Here is a 17,676-nt window from a genome sequence, read left to right on the forward strand (position 1 = left end):
CGACAGCACCGACGCACTGACGAAAGCAGGGCGCACCATGTCACCGACCATCCCCGGTTTCACCTACCACCGCGTTCCCGTCGCGGACGGCGCGTCCCTGAACGCGGCCGTGTCCGGTTCGGGCAGCCCGGTCGTGCTGCTGCACGGCTTCCCGCAGACCCACCTCATGTGGCGCCATGTCGCCGCCGACCTCGCGGCCGACCACACCGTCATCTGCCCCGACCTGCGCGGTTACGGCGCGAGCGACAAGCCCGCCGAGACCGACGGCTCCGGCGACGGCTACGCCAAGCGCACCATGGCCGCCGACATCCTGAACCTGGCCCATGCCCTGGGTCACGAGCGCTTCGCACTCGCCGGCCACGACCGCGGCGCCCTCGTCGCCTTCCGCGCCGGGCTCGACCACCCCGACCGGATCACGCACCTGGCCTGTCTCGACGTACTCCCCACACTCGACATGTGGGACGTGCTGCACGGCGTCACCGCCGCCGTCGGCTTCCACCTCTACCTGATGGCCCAACCCCCGGGCCTGCCCGAGGAGTTGATCGCCGCCGCGCCCGACGCCTTCTTCGGCCACTTCCTCGACCTCTGGACCAATGACCCGCAGGCGATCCCCGCCGACGTCCGCACGGCCTACCTGGACGCCTGCCGCGCCGCGGTCCCCTCGATCGTCGCCGACTACCGCGCCTCCGCCGGCGTCGACCTCGCCCACGACCAAGCCGACCGGGACGCCGGAAACCAGCTGCGGATGCCGGTCGCCGTGCTCCAGCAGGACTGGGGTGCCGCCCTCGGGTTCGACGCGGCGGCCCTGTGGCGTGCCTGGGCGCCGGACCTGCGGCACTCCACCGTGACCTGCGGCCACTTCATGGCGGAGGAGGAGCCCGCCGACGTGGCCAAGGCACTCCGGGACCTGCTCGCCCGCTGACCGCGTTCCCCCTTGCCGGCCCGCGCAGTACCGTCGGGACAGTCCCCACGGCAGGGGGTGCCCGATGCCCGCGCCCGACCCGCTCGCCGCACGCCTCACCATCCACCTCGACGCGGCCGTGCTCTGGCACCACAGGCCGTCCCCCACTCTCAACTTCGTTCGAGCGGGGGCACCCCCATCGCCGAACTCGTCCACCGCGCCCACCGCGAGGGCCTCGCCGGAGCGAGTGTCTTCCACGGCGTGATGGGGTTCGGCGCGGGCGACCCCAGGGCCCGGCACCCCGGCCAGGTCCCGCACCTCGGCGCGCACGGGCCCTGTGCGGTGGTCATCGTGGACGAGGAGCGACGGCTGCGCTCCTTTTTGCCGCGCGTGGCCGACGTATTGGGAGAGACCGCGGCCGTCGCGACCTTGGACCAGGTGCGGATCCATGTGCCGGACAGGCCCGGGTGAACCCCGCGACTCCGGCCGGAAGAGAGCGAACGTGCGTGCGTACGGCCCTTCACCCGCCTACGCTCGGGCCGTGCTGCGCATCATCGACGCCCGAACCGGCGACTCCACCGAAGCCGCCCCCGCCCGCCGTGGCCTGACCAGGGTCGAGGCGCACGCGCCGGGCCTCGATCCCACGGCACTACGTGTCCTCCTCGTCGCCGACCTCCTCGTGCGCGCCCTCGAACTCGGCGGCACACCCGTGTGGGCCCTGCTCACCGGCGACCACGAGCGGGCCGAACTCCGTGCCGCCGCCGTGGCGTTGGGCATCCGCCCGTTCGAGGACGGCGGAGACCTCGGCTCCGGGCTGGGCGAGGCCCAGGTCCTCCACGTGGCCGCCGGGAGCGAGGCGACACCCGGGGGAGCCCTGGTCGCCGTAGCGCCCGTCGAATCCCCTACGACCGCTGCCCCGGACCTCTCCGACCCGGGTGCGTTCCGGCTCGCCCTGCTCTCACACCCACGTGGCCTGCCCGTGCGGCTCGACGCGGACGGGCTGGACGAGGCGCGGCGGACCCTCGCGCACTGGCGGGCGTCGGTCGCCGACTGGGCGCGGCGGCCCTCGCGGCCGGTGCCCGACGAGGTGCGGGTCGAGCTGCGGAGCGCCTGGGAGAACGACCTCGACGTGCCTGCGGTGCTGGGGGTCTTGCGTCGCGTGGAGACCTGGCCCGAGCTGCCGGACGGTGCGCGCTTCGAGACGTACGCCTACGCCGACCGGCTGCTCGGGCTCGAACTCACCCGTGACATCGGGTCGTTGGCGTGAGCGCCCGTTCCGGGGCCCGCCCGCTGCGCCGACTGGTGGTGCTCCGGCACGCCAAGTCCGCCTGGCCCGCGGGCGTTCCCGACCATCAACGGCCGCTCGCCCCGCGCGGTCTGCGTGACGCCCCGGCCGCCGGGATCGCGCTCGCCGAGGCGGACTCCCTGCCGGACCTGGCGCTGTGCTCCACGGCCGTACGGGCGCGCCGGACCTGGGAGTTGGCCTCGGCCGAGTGGGGCACCCCGCCGCCGGTGCGGTACGAACCGCGGCTCTACGCGGCCGACGTGGCGGATCTGCTCGACGCCGTTCACCAAGTGCCGCACGAGGTCGAGACCTTGCTCGTCGTCGGGCACAACCCCGGCCTGGAGGAACTGGTCCTCGAACTCGCCGGTGACAGTCTCGACGACGCGCTCGACGAGGTCCGGGTGAAGTTCCCGACCTCGGCCATCGCGGTCCTGGCCTGGCACGGCCGCACCTGGCGGGACCTCGCCCCGGGCACCGCCCTGCTGACGGGCCTGACCGTGCCGAGGGGCAAGAGGAAGTAGGCCTGGTTCTAAGGGAGTTGGAGGAACTCCCGGGCTCCGCGCAGTCGGGTGCCCAGCCGCTCCTGGGTGGCTCGGCCGTCAAGGCGGACGTCGAGGGCCATGGACTTGCCCTCTCCGCGCCCGGCGGGGAGCCGGTTCGTGTCGAGGCCGTCGCGTCGGGCGATGAGCACACCGAGGTCGTGGCGGCTCAGGGCGTCCGGGCCGGCCAGGTGGAACATGCCCGACCCGTCTGACAGCGCGAGTTCCAGCAGGGCGGCGGCCAGGTCCTCGACGTGGACCGGGCAGCGGACGACATCGGTGAACAGGACGCCTTCGCGGGCACCGGCGGCCAGTTCGTGCACCATGCGCTCGTGCGCGGAGCCGCCGTGGCCGATGATCAGTGAGGTGCGCGCGACCGCGGCGGCCGGTGTCAGGAGGCGTACGGCGGTCTCGGCGGCGGCCTTCGCCGCGCCGTACGGGGTAACCGGGTCGGGCGGGCAGGACTCGTCGTAGGAGATCCGGGAACCGGAGAACACGGCGTCGCTGGAGACATGGACCAGGCGGCGGCCGTGGCGTGCCGCCGCCATCGCCACGCGGACCGAACCGTCGGCGGTGACCGCCCAGTCGCTCTGTCCGCTGGTCGCGTTGATGATCGCGTCCGGGGCCAACTCGCCCAGGAGGTCGTCGAGTTGGGTGGGCGCGTGGAGGTCGAGCCGATGCCAGGAGACGCCGGGCGGCGCGGTGTCGGGGCGCGCGGAGCAGTACGTCGCCGCCGTGACCCGGCCCGCCGCGCTCGCCCGGCGTACGAGTTCCGTGCCGAGGAAGCCGCTGCCGCCGACGATCAGAAGTCTCACGGTGGTCAGCCGACGTGGACGCGGGGCCGTCGCTCCGGGTCCGGTTCCGCGCGGCGCAGCACCTCGCGGGTGACCGGGGCGACCTCGCCGTCGCCGAAGACGAGGAAGCGGATGAGATGGCTGACCGGGTTGCCCTCGGTCCAGGTGAAGTAGGCGTGCGGGACCTTGCCGGTGCGGTCTCGGAGGGAGAGCAGTACGGCGGCGATCGCGTTGGGCACCGTGGGACCCGCGACACGCAGTCGGCGCACCCCGTACTTCTCCTCGCCGTGGACCGTGATGTCCGCCGAGAAGTCCGAGGAGTCGTGCAGGAGCACCTCGAGGAAGAGCACGGGACCGCGGTCCGGGATGTGGGTCTCCTCGCGCTGGCTGTACTCCTTGGCGCGGTACTCCCGACTGCTGTGCTCCTGCGGCTCGTTGGCGATCAGCCGCAGTGGGCCGGAGTGGGCCGCCTCGTCGATGAAACGGGCCGCCGCGCTGTCGAACGTGACCTCGGCGGCGCGGAGTTCGAAGGCGCGGTGGATGCGGGAACCGAACGACGTCGCCAGGATCAACACGATGAAGATCCCGGCGATCTTGATGCCGTCGGGCCGTTCGACGACGTTCGTGACGAGGGTGTACGCGAAGACGGCGGTGATCGTGCCGAAGCCGAGCGTGGCCTTGCGGTGGCCGCGCTTGTGCACGGTGACCGTGGAGGCGAAGGCCGCCGAGAGCATCAGCACCAGCACACCGGTCGCGTACGCGCCGCTCTGCGCGTCGACGCTCGCGTGGAACCAGAGCGTGATCAGCACGGCCGTCACCATGAACACGAGCACCAGCGGACGCACCGCCCGCGTCCACTCCGGCGCCATACCGTAGCGCGGCAGATAGCGGGGGACGAGGTTCAGCAGTCCGGCGAGTGCGGAGGCGCCCGCGAACCACAGGATCGCGATCGTCGAGACGTCGTAGAAGGTGCCGAAGACCTGGCCCAGGTGCTCGTGCGCGAGGTAGGCGAGGGCACGTCCGTTCGCCGGGCCGCCGGTCTTGAACGCGCTCTGCGGGATGAGGATGGTCGTCGCCAGGCTGGACAGCAGCAGGAAACCGGACATGATCACGGCGGCCGTGGTGAGCAGCTTGCGGGTCTCCCGGATCCGGCCCGTGGGCTTCTCCCAGGTGTCGGTCGGATCGCCCTTGACCTGTGGCATCACCGCCACACCCGTCTCGAAGCCGGACATGCCGAGCGCCAGCTTCGGGAACACGAGCAGCGCGACGCCGACCATCGCGAGCGGTGAGGAGTGCGCGGCCGTCATCGCGTCCGTCCAGTCGCCGATCTTCACCGGATGGCTCAGCACCTCCCAGGCGGACACCGCGAGGACCACCACGTTGAGCGTGAGATACACGCCCACCAGCACCACGGCGATCCCGATGGCCTCCCGGAACCCCTTGAGGAAGACCGCGCCCAGCGCGCCGACCAGCACCAGCGTGATCCAGGTGTTGCCGCCGTGCATCCAGCCCGGCGCGAAGGGGTTCTCCACGACGTGCGCCGCCGCGTCCGCCGCCGACAGGGTGACCGTGATCATGAAGTCCGTCGCCGCGAAGCCCAGCAGCACCAGCACGAAGATCTTCCCCGACCACCACGGCAGCAGCCGCTCCAGCATGGCGATCGACCCCTCACCGTGCGGAGACTCGTGCGCCACCCGCCGGTACACCGGCAGCGCCCCGAGCAGCGTCAGGCCGATCAGCACGACCGTCGCGAGCGGCGACAGCAGCCCGGCCGCGAGCGCGGCGATGCCCGGCTGATAGCCCAGCGTGGAGAAGTAGTCGACGCCGGTCAGACACATGACCCGCCACCACCGGTGCCCCTCGTGCTCCGGGTTCGGCGTGGCGTGCGGCCCCGGATGCCGGGCGCTCTGCTCGCTCAGCCCCTCCAGCAGCCAGGTCCGGCAGCGCTCGGCGGCGGACCCCGAACCGCCGGACTCCACGCTCTCCGTACGGTCCACCTGCGCGCCGGTCATGCTGAGAACTCCCTGAGATCGAACGACCGCGCCCGCCACCCGGGCAACGAGCAGCGAGTATCCACCACATCGTCACCCGCACCCGGACCGGGGGCGACCCCCGACACTGCGCATAGGCTGGCCGGATGCAGGACGAGTACCGCACAGTTGCCCGGCCGGGCGTGCACGAGACCGAGGTCAACCGCTCGCGCTTTCTGTGCGCCCTCGCCCCGGCGGCCACCGAGCAGGAGGCCCAGGACTTCGTCGCACGCGTCCGCAAGGAGCACACCGACGCCTCGCACAACTGCTTCGCCTACGTCATCGGCGCCGACGCCGCGATCCAGAAGGCGAGCGACGACGGCGAACCCGGCGGCACGGCCGGCGTCCCCATGCTCCAGATGCTGCTGCGCCGCGACATGCGGTACGTCGTCGCCGTCGTCACCCGCTACTACGGCGGCGTCAAGCTCGGCGCGGGCGGCCTCATCAGGGCGTACGGCGGCTCGGTCGGCGAAGCCCTCGACACCCTCGGCACACTCACCCGCCGCCGCTTCCGGCTCGCCACGGTCACCGTCGACCACCAGCGGGTCGGCAGGATCCAGAACGACCTGCGTGCCACCGGCCGCGAGGTCCGGGACGTCCGCTACGGCGAGGCGGTCACCCTCGAGATCGGCCTGCCGGACGCCGATGTGGACGCCTTCAGAGCGTGGCTCGCCGATGCCACGGCGGGGACGGCGGCGCTGGAACTGGGCGGCGAGGCGTACGGAGACGCCTGACCTTTCTGATGCTCCGTCAGGAGTGCCAGTTCCAGACCTGGTTGGAACTGCCCGCACAGCCGAACGTCTGCACCGGCTGACCGTCCTGCCCCGACTCGGAGGCATCCGCGTCCAGACAGAAGCCGTCCGGGGCGCTGACCAGGGTTCCGGCGCTGCCCAGTTGCCACCGTTGCGCGCTCAGCCCGTCGCAGCTCCTGGCCCGGATCTTCGAGAAGTTCTGGCCGACCGTGTCGGCGTCGGCCTCCAGGCAGTAGTGGTCGCCCTGATTGACGACGAGGTACTGGGACGCGTGGCCGGGCACGCGGTACAGCGCCCACTTCTGGGCCGCCGTGCCGTTGCACCCCCACACCTGCACCGCGGAGACGCGGGCGTCGAGACACCGGGCGACATCGACGGCGTGGACGCTCTCGGTGACGGTCACCGAACCGGCCCTGACCGGTCCGCGGTCCGTGCCGTACAGCAGTTTCATGGTCTGCGCGTCGACCGTCCCGCTCGGGGTGGTTCCCGCCTCGGTCTGGAACGCCTGCACCGCGTCGCTCGTCGCCTCCCCGTAGTCGCCGTCGACCGTGACGTGCAACCCGTAGCCGGCGAGGAGGAGTTGGAGGGCCTTGACGCAGTCGCCGTGGGAGTGCGACGCGATTTCGGCGACGCACGAGGCGATCCGGATGTCGAGGGTCGCGGGATCGTGGGTGGCCGGCGCCTTCGTCGGGCTCTGCGACGCCACGTTCTCCGTCCCCGGCAGGGTCGCGTCCGCGGTCGGTGAACTGCTCGGCGCCGAGGGCGAGTTCTCCGGTACGGTCGCCGCCGAGGACGCCTCCGGCCCGGCGCCGGCCGACGTCCCGCCGTCGTCGTGATGCAGCAGCAGAGTCGCGGTGATGCTGCCGGCGACCAGGACGGCCGCAGCGGCGACGGCACCCACGATCAGCTTTCCGCGTCGCCCTGGCGCGAACCTCCTTTTCCCGGGCGCGACTTGGGGCTTGCCGGGCTCGGCCGTCGGCTCCGGGGGCGTCGCGACGGGACGGACGGCGGGGGAGATCGCGAGCCTGGGGGACGCCTCGCGCTTGGGGGCCGCGCGTGGCGGGCCGCCGACCGGCCCGGACAGCTGGTGCCCGATGGCCGTCCTGAACACGGCTTCGGGCAACGGCCGTTGCCCGGGGTCCTTGTCCAGGCAGACGCGGATGAACGCGGCCAGGTCCGCGTCGACGGCCGCCACCTTGTCGAGGATTTCCTCCCGGGGCGGGTCGAAGGCCACCCGGTGCAGCACGTCGACGCCCGTGCCCTCGCCGAACGGAGCTTCCCCGGCGACCGCGTAGGTGAGCGTGGAGGCCAGTGAGAAGACGTCCGAGGCGGCGGTCACCTCCTGGCCGCGGACCTGTTCCGGGGACATGTAGGCGGGGGTGCCCACGTTCTGGCCCGTGGCGGTGATCGAGGTGCCGTCGGTGGCCTGGACGACCCCGAAGTCGATGACGCGGGCGCCGTCGGCACCCAGGATGACGTTGGACGGCTTGAGGTCGCGGTGCACCAGCCCCGCGCGCCAGATCGCCTCGATCGCCCGTCCCACGTCGCCCATCAGCCGCCAGGCCGCCGCCACGTCGACAGGCCCCCGCGCGTCGACCAGCTGGTCCAGCGTGGGCCCGGGTATGTACTCGGTGGCGACCCACACCAGGTCCTCGTCGCAGCCGCTGCCCAACAGCCGTACGATGTGCGCCCCTTGGATGCTGTCCAGGGCGCCGACCTCGCGCTCGAAGCGCCTGCGGAACTGCGGATCCTCCGCGTACTCGGGACGGATCACCTTCACGGCGGCCGGGCCGGTGGCGTCGCGGCCGAGATAGACCCGGCCCATCCCGCCGCTGCCCAGCACCGACAGCAAGCGGTACGGGCCCGCCTGCCGGGGGTCGCTCTTCCGTAACGGGACCACGGGCGGCGGTTCCATCCCCGCCGCCGCATAGGCCATCGTTTCGGACCGACCGCGGTACTCGACTGGCATGGGAACCCTGTGTCTCTCGCGTGGTGCGTGTGACGTGAGATTAGCGCAGCTCCCTTATGGGACAGGGGAGTTGAGGGTTTCCTGTGGGGACTCGGAAGCCTCAGGGACGATCCGTGCCGCCGAGAGTGCGGGAGATCGAGCGGGCGCAGGTCCGCGCCGCGGAGACCAGGGAGGCGCGCACCGGGCCGTCCGCGCAGACCCGGTCGGCGGACCCCGTGACGCTCACCGCCGCGACGGCGGCCCTCGCCCTGTCGCGGATCGGTACGGCGATCGACGCCGCGTTCACCACCGACGAACCGGTCCGCGCGATCGTCGGCTCCTACATCCTCATGACCGTATCCGTTCTTCCTCCTCTACTCGGCGATGGCGGTCGTCCACGGCTTCCTGAACGGCATCGGCCGGACCGTCTTCCCCCTGGTCTGCACGATGCTGTCGTTCCTGGTGGCCCGGGTTCCGACGGCGTCCCTCCTGAAGGGACCGCTCGGTCTGGACGGCATCATCTGGGCAGTACCCGTCGGCTGGTTCATCGGCCTGGCCTACACGGCGTTCGCGGTACGCCGGTACCTCAAGGACCCGCGCACCCTTTCGTAACCCCCACACCAAGGGACGTACAACTTCTCCCCAACAACAAGTGTCTGGTACGGCAACACCACTTGTCCCGGGGGGGATGCCTTGATCAAGGTGAGCGTTGTCGTGCCGGTCTACAACGCCGGCTCGTACATAGAGAGTTGTGCGCCGTCACTCGTCAACCAGAGCCTCGGAGCGGACGCTTACGAGGTCGTGTACGTCGACGACGGGTCGACGGACGACTCGGCCGAACGCCTCGGACGGCTGGCCGAGGCGCACGCGCACGTCCGGGTCCACCGGCAGGAGAACTCCGGCTGGCCGGGCAGACCGCGGAACGTCGGCATCGATCTGTCCAGGGGGAAGTACGTCCAATTCGTGGACCAGGACGACGAGTTGTCGTACGAGGCGCTGGAGCGGCTGTACGCCCTGGCGGAGCGCAACGGGTCGGACATCGTGCTCGGCAAGGTGCACGGGACGATGCAGGGACCCAGCAATGTGTTCAAGCGGACCGTCGACCGGTGCACCGCCGCCGACGCGCCGCTCTTCGAGAGCCTGACGCCGCACAAGATGTTCCGCCGGGACTTCCTGCACGAACACGGGATCCGCTTCCCGGAGGGGCGGGTCAGGCTGGAGGACCAGCTGTTCATGGCGCGCACCTATGTGCGGGCCAAGACCGTGTCGATACTGGGCAGTTACCCCTGCTACCGGTGGAACCGGCGGGAGGACGGCGGCAACAACAGCAGCCGCCGGATCACCCCCGACGACTACTACGGCCACCTCGGCAAAGTCGTCGAGGCGATCAAGGAGGGCACACCGCCGGGCGACCTCCAGGACCGGCTGCTGCGCCGTTCGTACCGGGTGGAACTGCTGCGGCCGGTCAGTGAGCCCCGGGTGCTGCGGCGCAGCGGGAAGGACCTGGAGGCGTACTTCACCACCGTCCGCCGGATGGCCATGACGAGCTATCCGGCGGGGGTGAGCGAAGGCCTCCCGGCGATCAGCCGGCTGCGGGCGGAGCTGCTGGTGCGCGGCCGGCTCGACTCCCTGGTCGAACTGGCCCGCCGCACCGAGCGGATCCGGGCGCGGGTGGAGGTCGACGACATGCGCTGGCGCAACGGCGGACTGGTGATCCGGACCCGGATCGGCATGGTCCGGGGCGACGGCGAACCGCTGACCGTCGTGGACCGCGGCGGACGCATGCTGCTCGACCCCGAACTCCTCGACGGCATCGGCGGAGCCGAGGACTGGGAGGTCCCCGACCCCTTCTCGTACGCGCACGGGGAACTCGTCGTCCACGACACCGCGGGCAATCACTGGTGGTATCCCCACGGAGAGCTGACGCCGGCCCTGGAACCGCTCGGCGGAGACCGCCACCGGGTCGTGGTCACCGGCGAGACGGTCATCGACCCGCTGACCCTCGCCGGCGACGAGCCCATGGCCCCCGGCGTCTACCAGGTCTGGGCCAGCGCCCAGCTGCTGGGCGTCGGCCGCCGCCCCCGGCTGACCCCCACCCCGGGCCGCTCCCGAGTCGTCCTCGGCACCGTCGCCGTAGGAGCACCCGCGCGCCTGGTCTCCCCGACCTGGGCGGGCCCCGGCGGTCAGCTCAGGCTCGCCGTCGGCGCCCCCGGCCGGATCGGCACCACCCGCCGCCTCCTGCTGCGCACCGCCGCCGACCACCGCCTCCGCCACGGCGTCCGCGAAGTCCTGCGGCGCCTCCCGGCCGACACGAGCCGCGACCTCCGCGCCACGGTGCGCCGGGCCGAGCGGTGGATGCTGCGCTAGCGGGGGCGGCGGACGAGAGAACCGATTGCGTAGGTCCGCGGCCCACCCGAACGGGGTGGGCCGCGGCGTCCCGATGTGTCCGGCGGTCCGTTCAGCGGACTGCTGTCTTTCCGGGATCACGGCGGCCGACCGAATAATGAGCACACTCCGTTCCCTGGGGCCCCACCCCCTGCTCGGCCAGAACTCCACAAGAGTGGGTTGATCAGCGGTTTCACTCCTAGGCTTGCAGCTCACAACAGCACGGTTCGCGTGTTCCCCGTTCGGCCGGGACACGCTCCGCGGTTTCCGGACACCGCCGTACGCCGCCGTACGGCGAGACCGTCCCGCCGCCCCACCACCCCCGCGGACTCACACCAAGGAACAGCCACCACGACGGTGGCCTCCTTCCCCACGCCCGGTGAACCCCGCGTTCCCGTTCGATGCCTCAACGCCGGAGGTTCAGATGACTCGTTCGCGCCTCACTCTCACAGTCACGGCCGGTGCCGCCGGGCTGGCGCTGCTGACCACCGCGTGCGGCGGTGGAAACAGCACCTCGACCGGTACCGCCAAGGCCCAGGACCCCAGCGTCCTGACGGTCGCCTCCGCCATCGCACCCAACAGCCTCAACCCGGCTCTGGGCGGTTCCGCCGACCCGCAGCAGTACTTTTTCGAACTGGCATACGACACGCTGATCCGCCAGGCCCCGGACGGGAAGTACGCGCCCGCCCTCGCGACCAAATGGGGCTTCGTCGGCTCCGGCAGCAAGACCTTCGACCTCACCCTGCGCTCCGGCGTGAAGTTCAACGACGGCTCCGCGCTCACCGCCGACGGCGTGAAGAAGTCGCTCCAGTACTACGCCAAGGCCGGCGGCCCACTCGCGGCCGACCTGGCCCCCGTCGGATCGATCGACGTCCTTTCCCCGCTCTCACTCCGTATCCACCTCAAGACGTCCGATCCGCTGCTGCCGCTCTATCTCTCCAGACCGACCACCGGAGAGATCATCAGCCCCACCGGCCTGAACAGGACGAGCGAACTCGGGACCACCACCCACGGCGCCGGACCGTACATGATCGACAGCTCGCAGACCGTCTCCGGCCAGACCTACACCTACGTTCCCAACCCCACCTACTACGACAAGTCTCGGGTGCACTGGAAAAAGGTCGTCGTCAAGGTCATCAAGGACGAGAACACCACGCTCAGCGCCTTCCGCTCGGGCGAGGCCGACTACGCGCTCGGCGACTCCACCACCGCGAAGGGCGCCAAGTCCGCCGGATTCCAGGTCCTTTCGAGCCCCTACTCGATCATGCAGCTGATGATCCAGGACCGGGCGGGCACCATGGTCAAGGCCCTCGGTGACCTGCGGGTACGGCAGGCCATGATGTACGGCATCAACCGGGACTCGATCGCCAAGGCCCTGTACGGCTCGTACGCCAAGGGCTGGGACTACCCCGTGCTCGCCGACACGAGCGGCTACACCCAGGGCAGCGAAGGAAAGTACCCCTACGACGTCGCCAAGGCCAAGAAGCTCCTGGCGGCGGCCGGCTACCCCAACGGCTTCACCATGTCCATCACCGTGAACCTCACGGGCGTAGGGGAGTCCCAGGCCGCGGAGGCCTTCGCCGCGGAGATGGCGAACATCGGCATCAACGTCAAGATCAATGTCCCGGCGAACGTGAACGAACTCTTCTCCACCTATGCGAAGTACCCGGCGATGATGTTCGACTACGGCACCGGAATCGCCCCGCCCTACGCCCAGGGCAACGACCTCCTCTACAGCTGGGGCAACCCGCTCAAGGTCAGCGACAAGCAGCTCGACACCCTCTACAGCGCGGCGGCCTCCGCACCGAGCGCCGCCCTCCAGGAGCAGAGCTGGCAGAAGTTCGAACAGCGCCTGTCCGACCTGTCGTGGACGATTCCGATGGTCTCCCTGGAGAAGATCGTCTACGTACGGCCCGGTCTGAAGGGCGTCGACCTCTCGGCCACGAACCTCACGCCGGACCTGACGTCCCTGTACGCCGCCAAGTGACCCTCCCGAGAAAGGCACCCAGTCATGTGGCGAACCAGCGGAATGCGGATCGTGCAGGCTGTACCCCTGCTGCTCTTCGTCTCGGCGCTCACCTTCTTCCTCCAGCTGTTCATTCCGGGTGACGCCGCCCGGTCCATCGGAGGTCTGACCGCCTCGCCCCAGGCGATCGCCGCGCTGCGGCACCGCCTCCACCTCGACCAACCGGTCTGGGAGCGTTACTGGGCCTGGCTGAAGGACGCGGTCCACGGCGACCTCGGACGCTCGATCAGCAACAACGAATCGGTCGCGGGCACCCTCAACACCCGGCTGGGGGTGACCCTCTCTCTGGTGATCGCGACCACCCTGCTCGCGCTGGTCGTCGGAGTCGTACTGGGCATGGCGAGCGTGCGTGGCGGGCGCACCACCCGGCTCGCCGCGGACAGCGCGTCCATCGCCGGCATGACCATCCCCGCCTTCTGGGTCGGCCTGCTGGGCATCTGGGTCTTCAACACCCGGTTCGACCTGTTGCCCGCCAACGGATACGTGTTCTTCGGGACGTCCGCAGGCGGCTGGGCGCGCTCACTGGTCCTGCCGGTGGCCGCCCTGGCCTTCGCCCTGGTCACGGTGATCGCCAAGCAGACCCGCGAGCAGTTCGCCGACGTACTGAGCCGCGACTTCGTACGGAACCTGCGGGCCAACGGCGTCAGTGAGCGCTCGATCCTCTTCAAGCACTCGCTGCGGCACGTCTCCGTCACCGTCCTGACCGTGGCGGGCAACAACCTCATCGGACTCCTCGGCTCGGCCGTGGTGATCGAGGAACTCTTCGGCCTGCCCGGCCTGGGCAGCGCGGCGGTCACGGCCGCGTCCAGCGGCGACATTCCGGTGATCCAGGGAGTGGCGGTGTACTTCACCCTCATCGTGGTCGGACTCAATCTCCTGCTCGACCTCGCCGTCGGCTGGCTCAACCCACAGGCGGTCGCCGCATGAGCACATCCCAAGTCCCCTTCCTCCGGCGCGCGTTGGGCCGCCCGCGCATCACGATTCCGGCCGTGATCCTGGTCCTGGAGCTGATCGCGTCGTTCGGCGCGAGCCGGCTCGCGCCCTACCCGCCGCAGCAGGCGGACTTCGCCGCCGCCCTCGCCGGACCGAGCGCCAAGCACCTCCTCGGCACCGACCGCCTGGGCCGCGATGTGCTGTCGCGGCTGATGTACGGCGGCGCGGACACGTTCCGGGAGATCGCGATCGCCGTGCTGATCACCCTGGTGATCGCGGTCCCCCTCGGCCTGGTCGCCGGTCTGCGCCGGGGCCGCATCGACGCGGTGCTGATGCGGCTGGCCGACGTGGTGATGTCGATCCCGGGCATCATCCTGCTGCTGATCGTGCTGGCCCTGTTCTCGCAGAGCATGACCGCGGCCATGGTCGTGATCGGCCTGCTGTCGGTACCCGGCATGATGCGGGTCGTCCGGTCCGCGTCCCTCACGGTCGGCCGCGAGACCTACGTCGCCGCAGCAAGGGTCTCCGGACTCGGCACCTGGCGCGTGGCCCGCCGGCACGTGCTGCCCCGGATCACCGGCCTGATCCTGGTGAACGCGGCCCTGGCCTGCGCGAACACCCTGCTCATCGCGGCCGGCATCAACGCCATCGGCCTCGGCGTGAAGCCGCCCGCCCCGTCCTGGGGCGGCATGATGGCCGACGCCGCGCAGACCCTGAACCAGAGCCTCTGGCTGGCCATCCCGACCGGCGGTCTCGTCGCCGTCACGGCCGCCGCGCTGATCGTCCTCGGTGACGGCCTGCGCGACATGCTCGCCGAACGCTGGTCCGGCACCTCCCACACCACACCGGCCCGGCGCCGTACGGCATCGGTCGCCCCGATGGCCGCCGCCGCGGCACCGGAGTCCGACGACGCCTGGCTGCTGGCGGAACCGCATCCGGTCGTACGGCTCACCAAAGTGACCGTCTCCGCGGAGACCGAGCACGGCGAGGTCGAGCTGATCAGCGATGTGAGCCTGTCCGTGGGCCAGGGCCGCACGGTGGGACTGGTCGGCGAGTCCGGCTGCGGCAAGTCCATGACCGGACTGGCCCTGCTCGGCCTGCTGCCGAACGGCGCCCGGGTCTCCTCGGGCACGGTCGAGATCGACGGCACCGACGTCGGCTCGTACGGTCCCGCCCAGTGGCGGGCACTGCGCGGCGGCACCATCGCCTTCATCTCGCAGGAGCCCATGGTCGGCCTCGACCCCCTCTTCACCATCGGCCAGCTGCTGCGCGAGGCGGTGCGCACCCACGAGAAACTGTCCCGCAAGGAAGCCGCGCTCCGCGCCCGTGAACTCCTCGCACAGGTCCAACTCCCCGACCCCGACCGGGTGTTGAAGCTCCGCCCGTCGCAGATCTCCGGCGGTATGGCACAGCGCGTCTCCATCGCCGTCGCGCTCGCCGGACGCCCGCGCATCCTCGTCGCCGACGAACCGACCACCGCGCTCGACGTCACCGTCCAGCGCGAGATCGTCCAACTGCTGCGCACCATCCAGCGGGACACGGGCATGGCACTGCTGATGATCAGCCACGACTGGGACGTCATCGCGGAGGCCTGCGACACCGCCCTGGTCATGTACGCCGGCCAGGTCGTCGAAGCCGGCCCGACGGAACGCGTCATGACCGCGCCGCTGCACCCGTACACCCGCAAGCTGCTCGCGGCGAACCCGCGCCTTGCGACGGTCGGCGAGCCCATCCCCACCATCCCCGGCACCGTGCCGCCCCCGGGACAGTGGCCCGTCGGCTGCCACTTCGCCGACCGCTGCCCCGACCGGGTCGCCCGCTGCACCGAGGCCCCGATCGCCCTGACCCGACCCGACGACCAGGGCGTCGCCCGCTGCGTCCTGGCCGGCGAGGAACTGGGCGAAGAACTGCTGGAGGTGTCCTCGTGAGCACGACCGAACAGCCCCTGCTCGACATCCGCGGCCTCTCGGTGTCCTACCACCGCCGTGGCAAGGGCACCCCGGCCATCCGGGACGTGTCCCTGGACATCAGGCCCGGCGAGACCGTCGCGCTGGTCGGGGAGTCCGGTTCCGGCAAGTCCACGCTGGGCCGTGCCGTGCTCGGGCTGACGGCCGTCACCCAGGGCACGATCCTGTTCGACGGCGAGGACATCACCCATGCCGCCGGCGCCCGGCGCAGGAAGCTGAGCAAGACCGTCCAGGCCGTCTTCCAGGATCCCAACGGTTCACTCAACCCGGCACTGACCGTGGGCCAGACCCTGGCCGAACCGCTCCTGGTGCACTCGCGCGACGAACGGTCCGTCGTCCGGCGGCGGGTAAGGGAGGTGCTGGAGTTGGTCGGGCTCCCGGCCGAGGCGGCCGACCGCTACCCGCGCCAGTTCTCCGGCGGCCAGCGCCAGCGGATAGCGATCGCCCGGGCCCTGGTGATGGCGCCGAAGCTCATCGTGTGCGACGAGCCGGTCAGCGCGCTCGACCTGTCCGTCCAGGCACAGGTCCTGAACCTCTTCACCGACCTCCAGCGGGAGACGGGCGTCAGCTATCTGTTCATCTCCCACGACCTCGCCGTCGTACGGCACCTCGCCCAGCGGATCGTCGTCCTGTACCGCGGCGACGTCGTGGAGCACGGCACGACCGAGGAGGTCTACGCCGACGCCCAACACCCCTACACCAGAAAGCTGTTGGCGGCGGCCGGGGTGGAGGGGGCTTCGGCTCCCGCCACCCGCTGACCCCGGACAGTCCCCAACTCCCGTACACGGAGGCCCACATGCAGCAGTTCGCCGACCGCTTCGGCGTCACCAAACCCCCGGAGCGGTCCGGCTTCAGCGCCGAACGGCTGGGCCGGATCACCGAGTTCTTCGACCGGCAGACCGAACTGGGGGTCATCCCGGGCTGGTCGGCGCTGGTGGCCCGCAACGGGGAACCCGTGTACGCGGCGGGCGGCGGACTCCGCGACCTCGAAGCGGGGCTGCCGGTCGAGCCGGGAACCCTGTGGCGCCTCTACTCCATGACCAAACCGGTGACGTCCGTCGCCGTCATGATGCTGGTGGAGCGTGGACTGCTCGGACTCGACGACCCGGTCGGCGAGTACATCCCCGAGTTCGCCGACATGCGGGTCTACGACGGCGGGTCGCCGGGGAGCGTGCGGGTGCGCCCGGCCGCTCACCCGGTGACCGTGCGCCACCTGCTCACCCACACTGCCGGGCTGACCCTCGGACTGGCCCACATGGATCCCGTCGACGCGCTGTACCGCGAGGCCGGCCAGGACGTCCTGCCGCTGCCGGGCGCGACGCTCCGGCAGATGTGCGCCGATGTGGGCGCCCTGCCGCTGCTGTTCGAACCGGGCACCGCCTGGAACTACTCCCTGGGCGTCGACGTCCTGGGCCGGATCATCGAGGTGGTCAGCGGTGAGAGCCTCGACACCTTCATCGAGTCCAACGTGCTCGGTCCGCTCGGGATGACCGACACGACGTTCGCGCTCGCGTCCGAGCGGGTGGCCGACCTGGCCGAGATCTACAGCCCGGACTCCGAATCGGGCCGGCTCGCCGTGAACCAGGAACTGCGGCCCACCTTCCGCGAGCCGGCCCAGTTCCCCTCCGGCAGCGGTGTGCCGGGACTGGTGTCGACGCTGGAGGACTACCACCGGTTCGCGGCCATGCTCGTCGGCGGCGGCGAGCTGGACGGCGAGCGGCTCCTCGGCCCCCGGACCCTCGCGCACATGACGGCCAACCACCTCCCCGGCGGCGCCGACATCAACTCCTTCGGGCGGTACCCCGACGACGAGCACCGCGGCTGCGGATTCGGGCTGGGCTTCTACGTCGTGACCGACCCCGTGGGCGCGGGCTCGTTCGGCAACAAGGGGGAGTACGGCTGGTCCGGCGCGGCCAACACCCACTTCTTCGTGGACCCGGTCGACGGGGTCACGGCGGTCTTCTGCACCCAGGTCGTCACCTGGGGCAAACACCGCACGCCGCTGCGCCGCCAGCTGCGCAACCTCGTGTACCAGGCCATGACATAAGGGGTGTTCGGCGCCGGCATAAAGGATATTCGCGGCTTCTCGTTCGAGGTGGCAGGCGCAAGAGTGTGG

16 protein-coding genes are annotated in these 17,676 nt (G+C 71.0%); 12 read left to right on the plus strand and 4 right to left on the minus strand.

The annotated features are described in order from the left end of the window. The first annotated feature begins 37 nt into the window (after window positions 1-37). The 4 genes from OH768_RS43920 (at window position 38) to OH768_RS43935 (ending at window position 2,707) form a co-directional block, all read left to right on the plus strand. Window positions 38-922, plus strand: coding sequence for an alpha/beta fold hydrolase (locus OH768_RS43920; RefSeq protein ID WP_406462225.1), 885 nt, complete (start codon window positions 38-40; stop codon window positions 920-922). Between the two features lie 57 nt (window positions 923-979). Further along, on the plus strand, window positions 980-1,372 hold the full coding sequence (locus tag OH768_RS43925; protein WP_406462227.1) for a DUF190 domain-containing protein: 393 nt from the start codon (window positions 980-982) through the stop codon (window positions 1,370-1,372). Window positions 1,373-1,442: 70 nt separating this feature from the next. Further along, the gene (locus OH768_RS43930) at window positions 1,443-2,168 is read left to right on the plus strand and encodes a hypothetical protein (RefSeq protein WP_406462228.1); all 726 of its coding nucleotides are present in this window, start codon (window positions 1,443-1,445) and stop codon (window positions 2,166-2,168) included. After that, a complete protein-coding gene (locus OH768_RS43935) occupies window positions 2,165-2,707 on the plus strand; it encodes a SixA phosphatase family protein (RefSeq protein WP_406462230.1) in 543 nt (180 codons plus the stop codon). The genes OH768_RS43930 and OH768_RS43935 overlap by 4 nt, the downstream gene beginning before the upstream one ends. A gap of 8 nt (window positions 2,708-2,715) precedes the next feature. Here the strand turns inward: OH768_RS43935 and OH768_RS43940 are convergent, their stop codons facing one another. Then, window positions 2,716-3,540, minus strand: coding sequence for an SDR family oxidoreductase (locus OH768_RS43940; RefSeq protein ID WP_406462231.1), 825 nt, complete (start codon window positions 3,538-3,540; stop codon window positions 2,716-2,718). Between the two features lie 5 nt (window positions 3,541-3,545). After that, window positions 3,546-5,531 carry an amino acid transporter gene (locus OH768_RS43945; RefSeq protein ID WP_406462233.1) on the minus strand — a complete coding sequence of 662 codons (1,986 nt, stop codon included), beginning with the start codon at window positions 5,529-5,531 and terminating at the stop codon, window positions 3,546-3,548. A gap of 125 nt (window positions 5,532-5,656) precedes the next feature. On the opposite strand from OH768_RS43945, the gene OH768_RS43950 reads away from it, so the two are divergent. Beyond that, the gene (locus OH768_RS43950; protein ID WP_406462234.1) at window positions 5,657-6,283 is read left to right on the plus strand and encodes a YigZ family protein; all 627 of its coding nucleotides are present in this window, start codon (window positions 5,657-5,659) and stop codon (window positions 6,281-6,283) included. A 16-nt stretch (window positions 6,284-6,299) separates the two neighbouring features. Here OH768_RS43950 and OH768_RS43955 read toward each other — a convergent pair whose 3' ends face one another. Further along, on the minus strand, window positions 6,300-8,201 hold the full coding sequence (locus OH768_RS43955; protein WP_406462236.1) for a protein kinase domain-containing protein: 1,902 nt from the start codon (window positions 8,199-8,201) through the stop codon (window positions 6,300-6,302). Between the two features lie 169 nt (window positions 8,202-8,370). After that, a complete protein-coding gene (locus OH768_RS43960; RefSeq protein ID WP_406462238.1) occupies window positions 8,371-8,559 on the minus strand; it encodes an IclR family transcriptional regulator C-terminal domain-containing protein in 189 nt (62 codons plus the stop codon). 74 nt (window positions 8,560-8,633) lie between these two features. Between OH768_RS43960 and OH768_RS43965 the strand changes: the two genes are divergently transcribed. From OH768_RS43965 to OH768_RS43995, 7 genes are all read left to right on the plus strand, one after another. Continuing rightward, window positions 8,634-8,861, plus strand: a complete 228-nt coding sequence (locus OH768_RS43965; RefSeq protein WP_406462239.1) for a hypothetical protein — start codon at window positions 8,634-8,636, stop codon at window positions 8,859-8,861. A gap of 102 nt (window positions 8,862-8,963) precedes the next feature. Beyond that, the gene (locus OH768_RS43970; protein ID WP_406465687.1) at window positions 8,964-10,616 is read left to right on the plus strand and encodes a glycosyltransferase; all 1,653 of its coding nucleotides are present in this window, start codon (window positions 8,964-8,966) and stop codon (window positions 10,614-10,616) included. Window positions 10,617-11,058: 442 nt separating this feature from the next. After that, complete coding sequence (locus OH768_RS43975; protein ID WP_406462241.1) at window positions 11,059-12,621, plus strand: ABC transporter substrate-binding protein; 1,563 nt, start codon at window positions 11,059-11,061, stop codon at window positions 12,619-12,621. Window positions 12,622-12,663: 42 nt separating this feature from the next. Next, window positions 12,664-13,587: an ABC transporter permease gene (locus OH768_RS43980; RefSeq protein ID WP_406465689.1), complete on the plus strand. Its 924-nt coding sequence runs from the start codon at window positions 12,664-12,666 to the stop codon at window positions 13,585-13,587. Continuing rightward, window positions 13,584-15,521, plus strand: coding sequence for a dipeptide/oligopeptide/nickel ABC transporter permease/ATP-binding protein (locus OH768_RS43985; RefSeq protein WP_406462242.1), 1,938 nt, complete (start codon window positions 13,584-13,586; stop codon window positions 15,519-15,521). The genes OH768_RS43980 and OH768_RS43985 overlap by 4 nt, the downstream gene beginning before the upstream one ends. Beyond that, on the plus strand, window positions 15,518-16,318 hold the full coding sequence (locus OH768_RS43990) for an ATP-binding cassette domain-containing protein (RefSeq protein WP_406462244.1): 801 nt from the start codon (window positions 15,518-15,520) through the stop codon (window positions 16,316-16,318). Before OH768_RS43985 ends, OH768_RS43990 begins: the two co-directional genes overlap by 4 nt. A gap of 38 nt (window positions 16,319-16,356) precedes the next feature. Continuing rightward, entirely contained in the window at window positions 16,357-17,607 is a 1,251-nt protein-coding gene (locus tag OH768_RS43995) for a serine hydrolase domain-containing protein (RefSeq protein ID WP_406462245.1), read from the plus strand. The last annotated feature ends 69 nt before the right edge of the window (window positions 17,608-17,676 follow it).

This window comes from Streptomyces sp. NBC_01622, from assembly GCF_045209635.1.
Classification (GTDB): Bacteria; Actinomycetota; Actinomycetes; order Streptomycetales; family Streptomycetaceae; genus Streptomyces.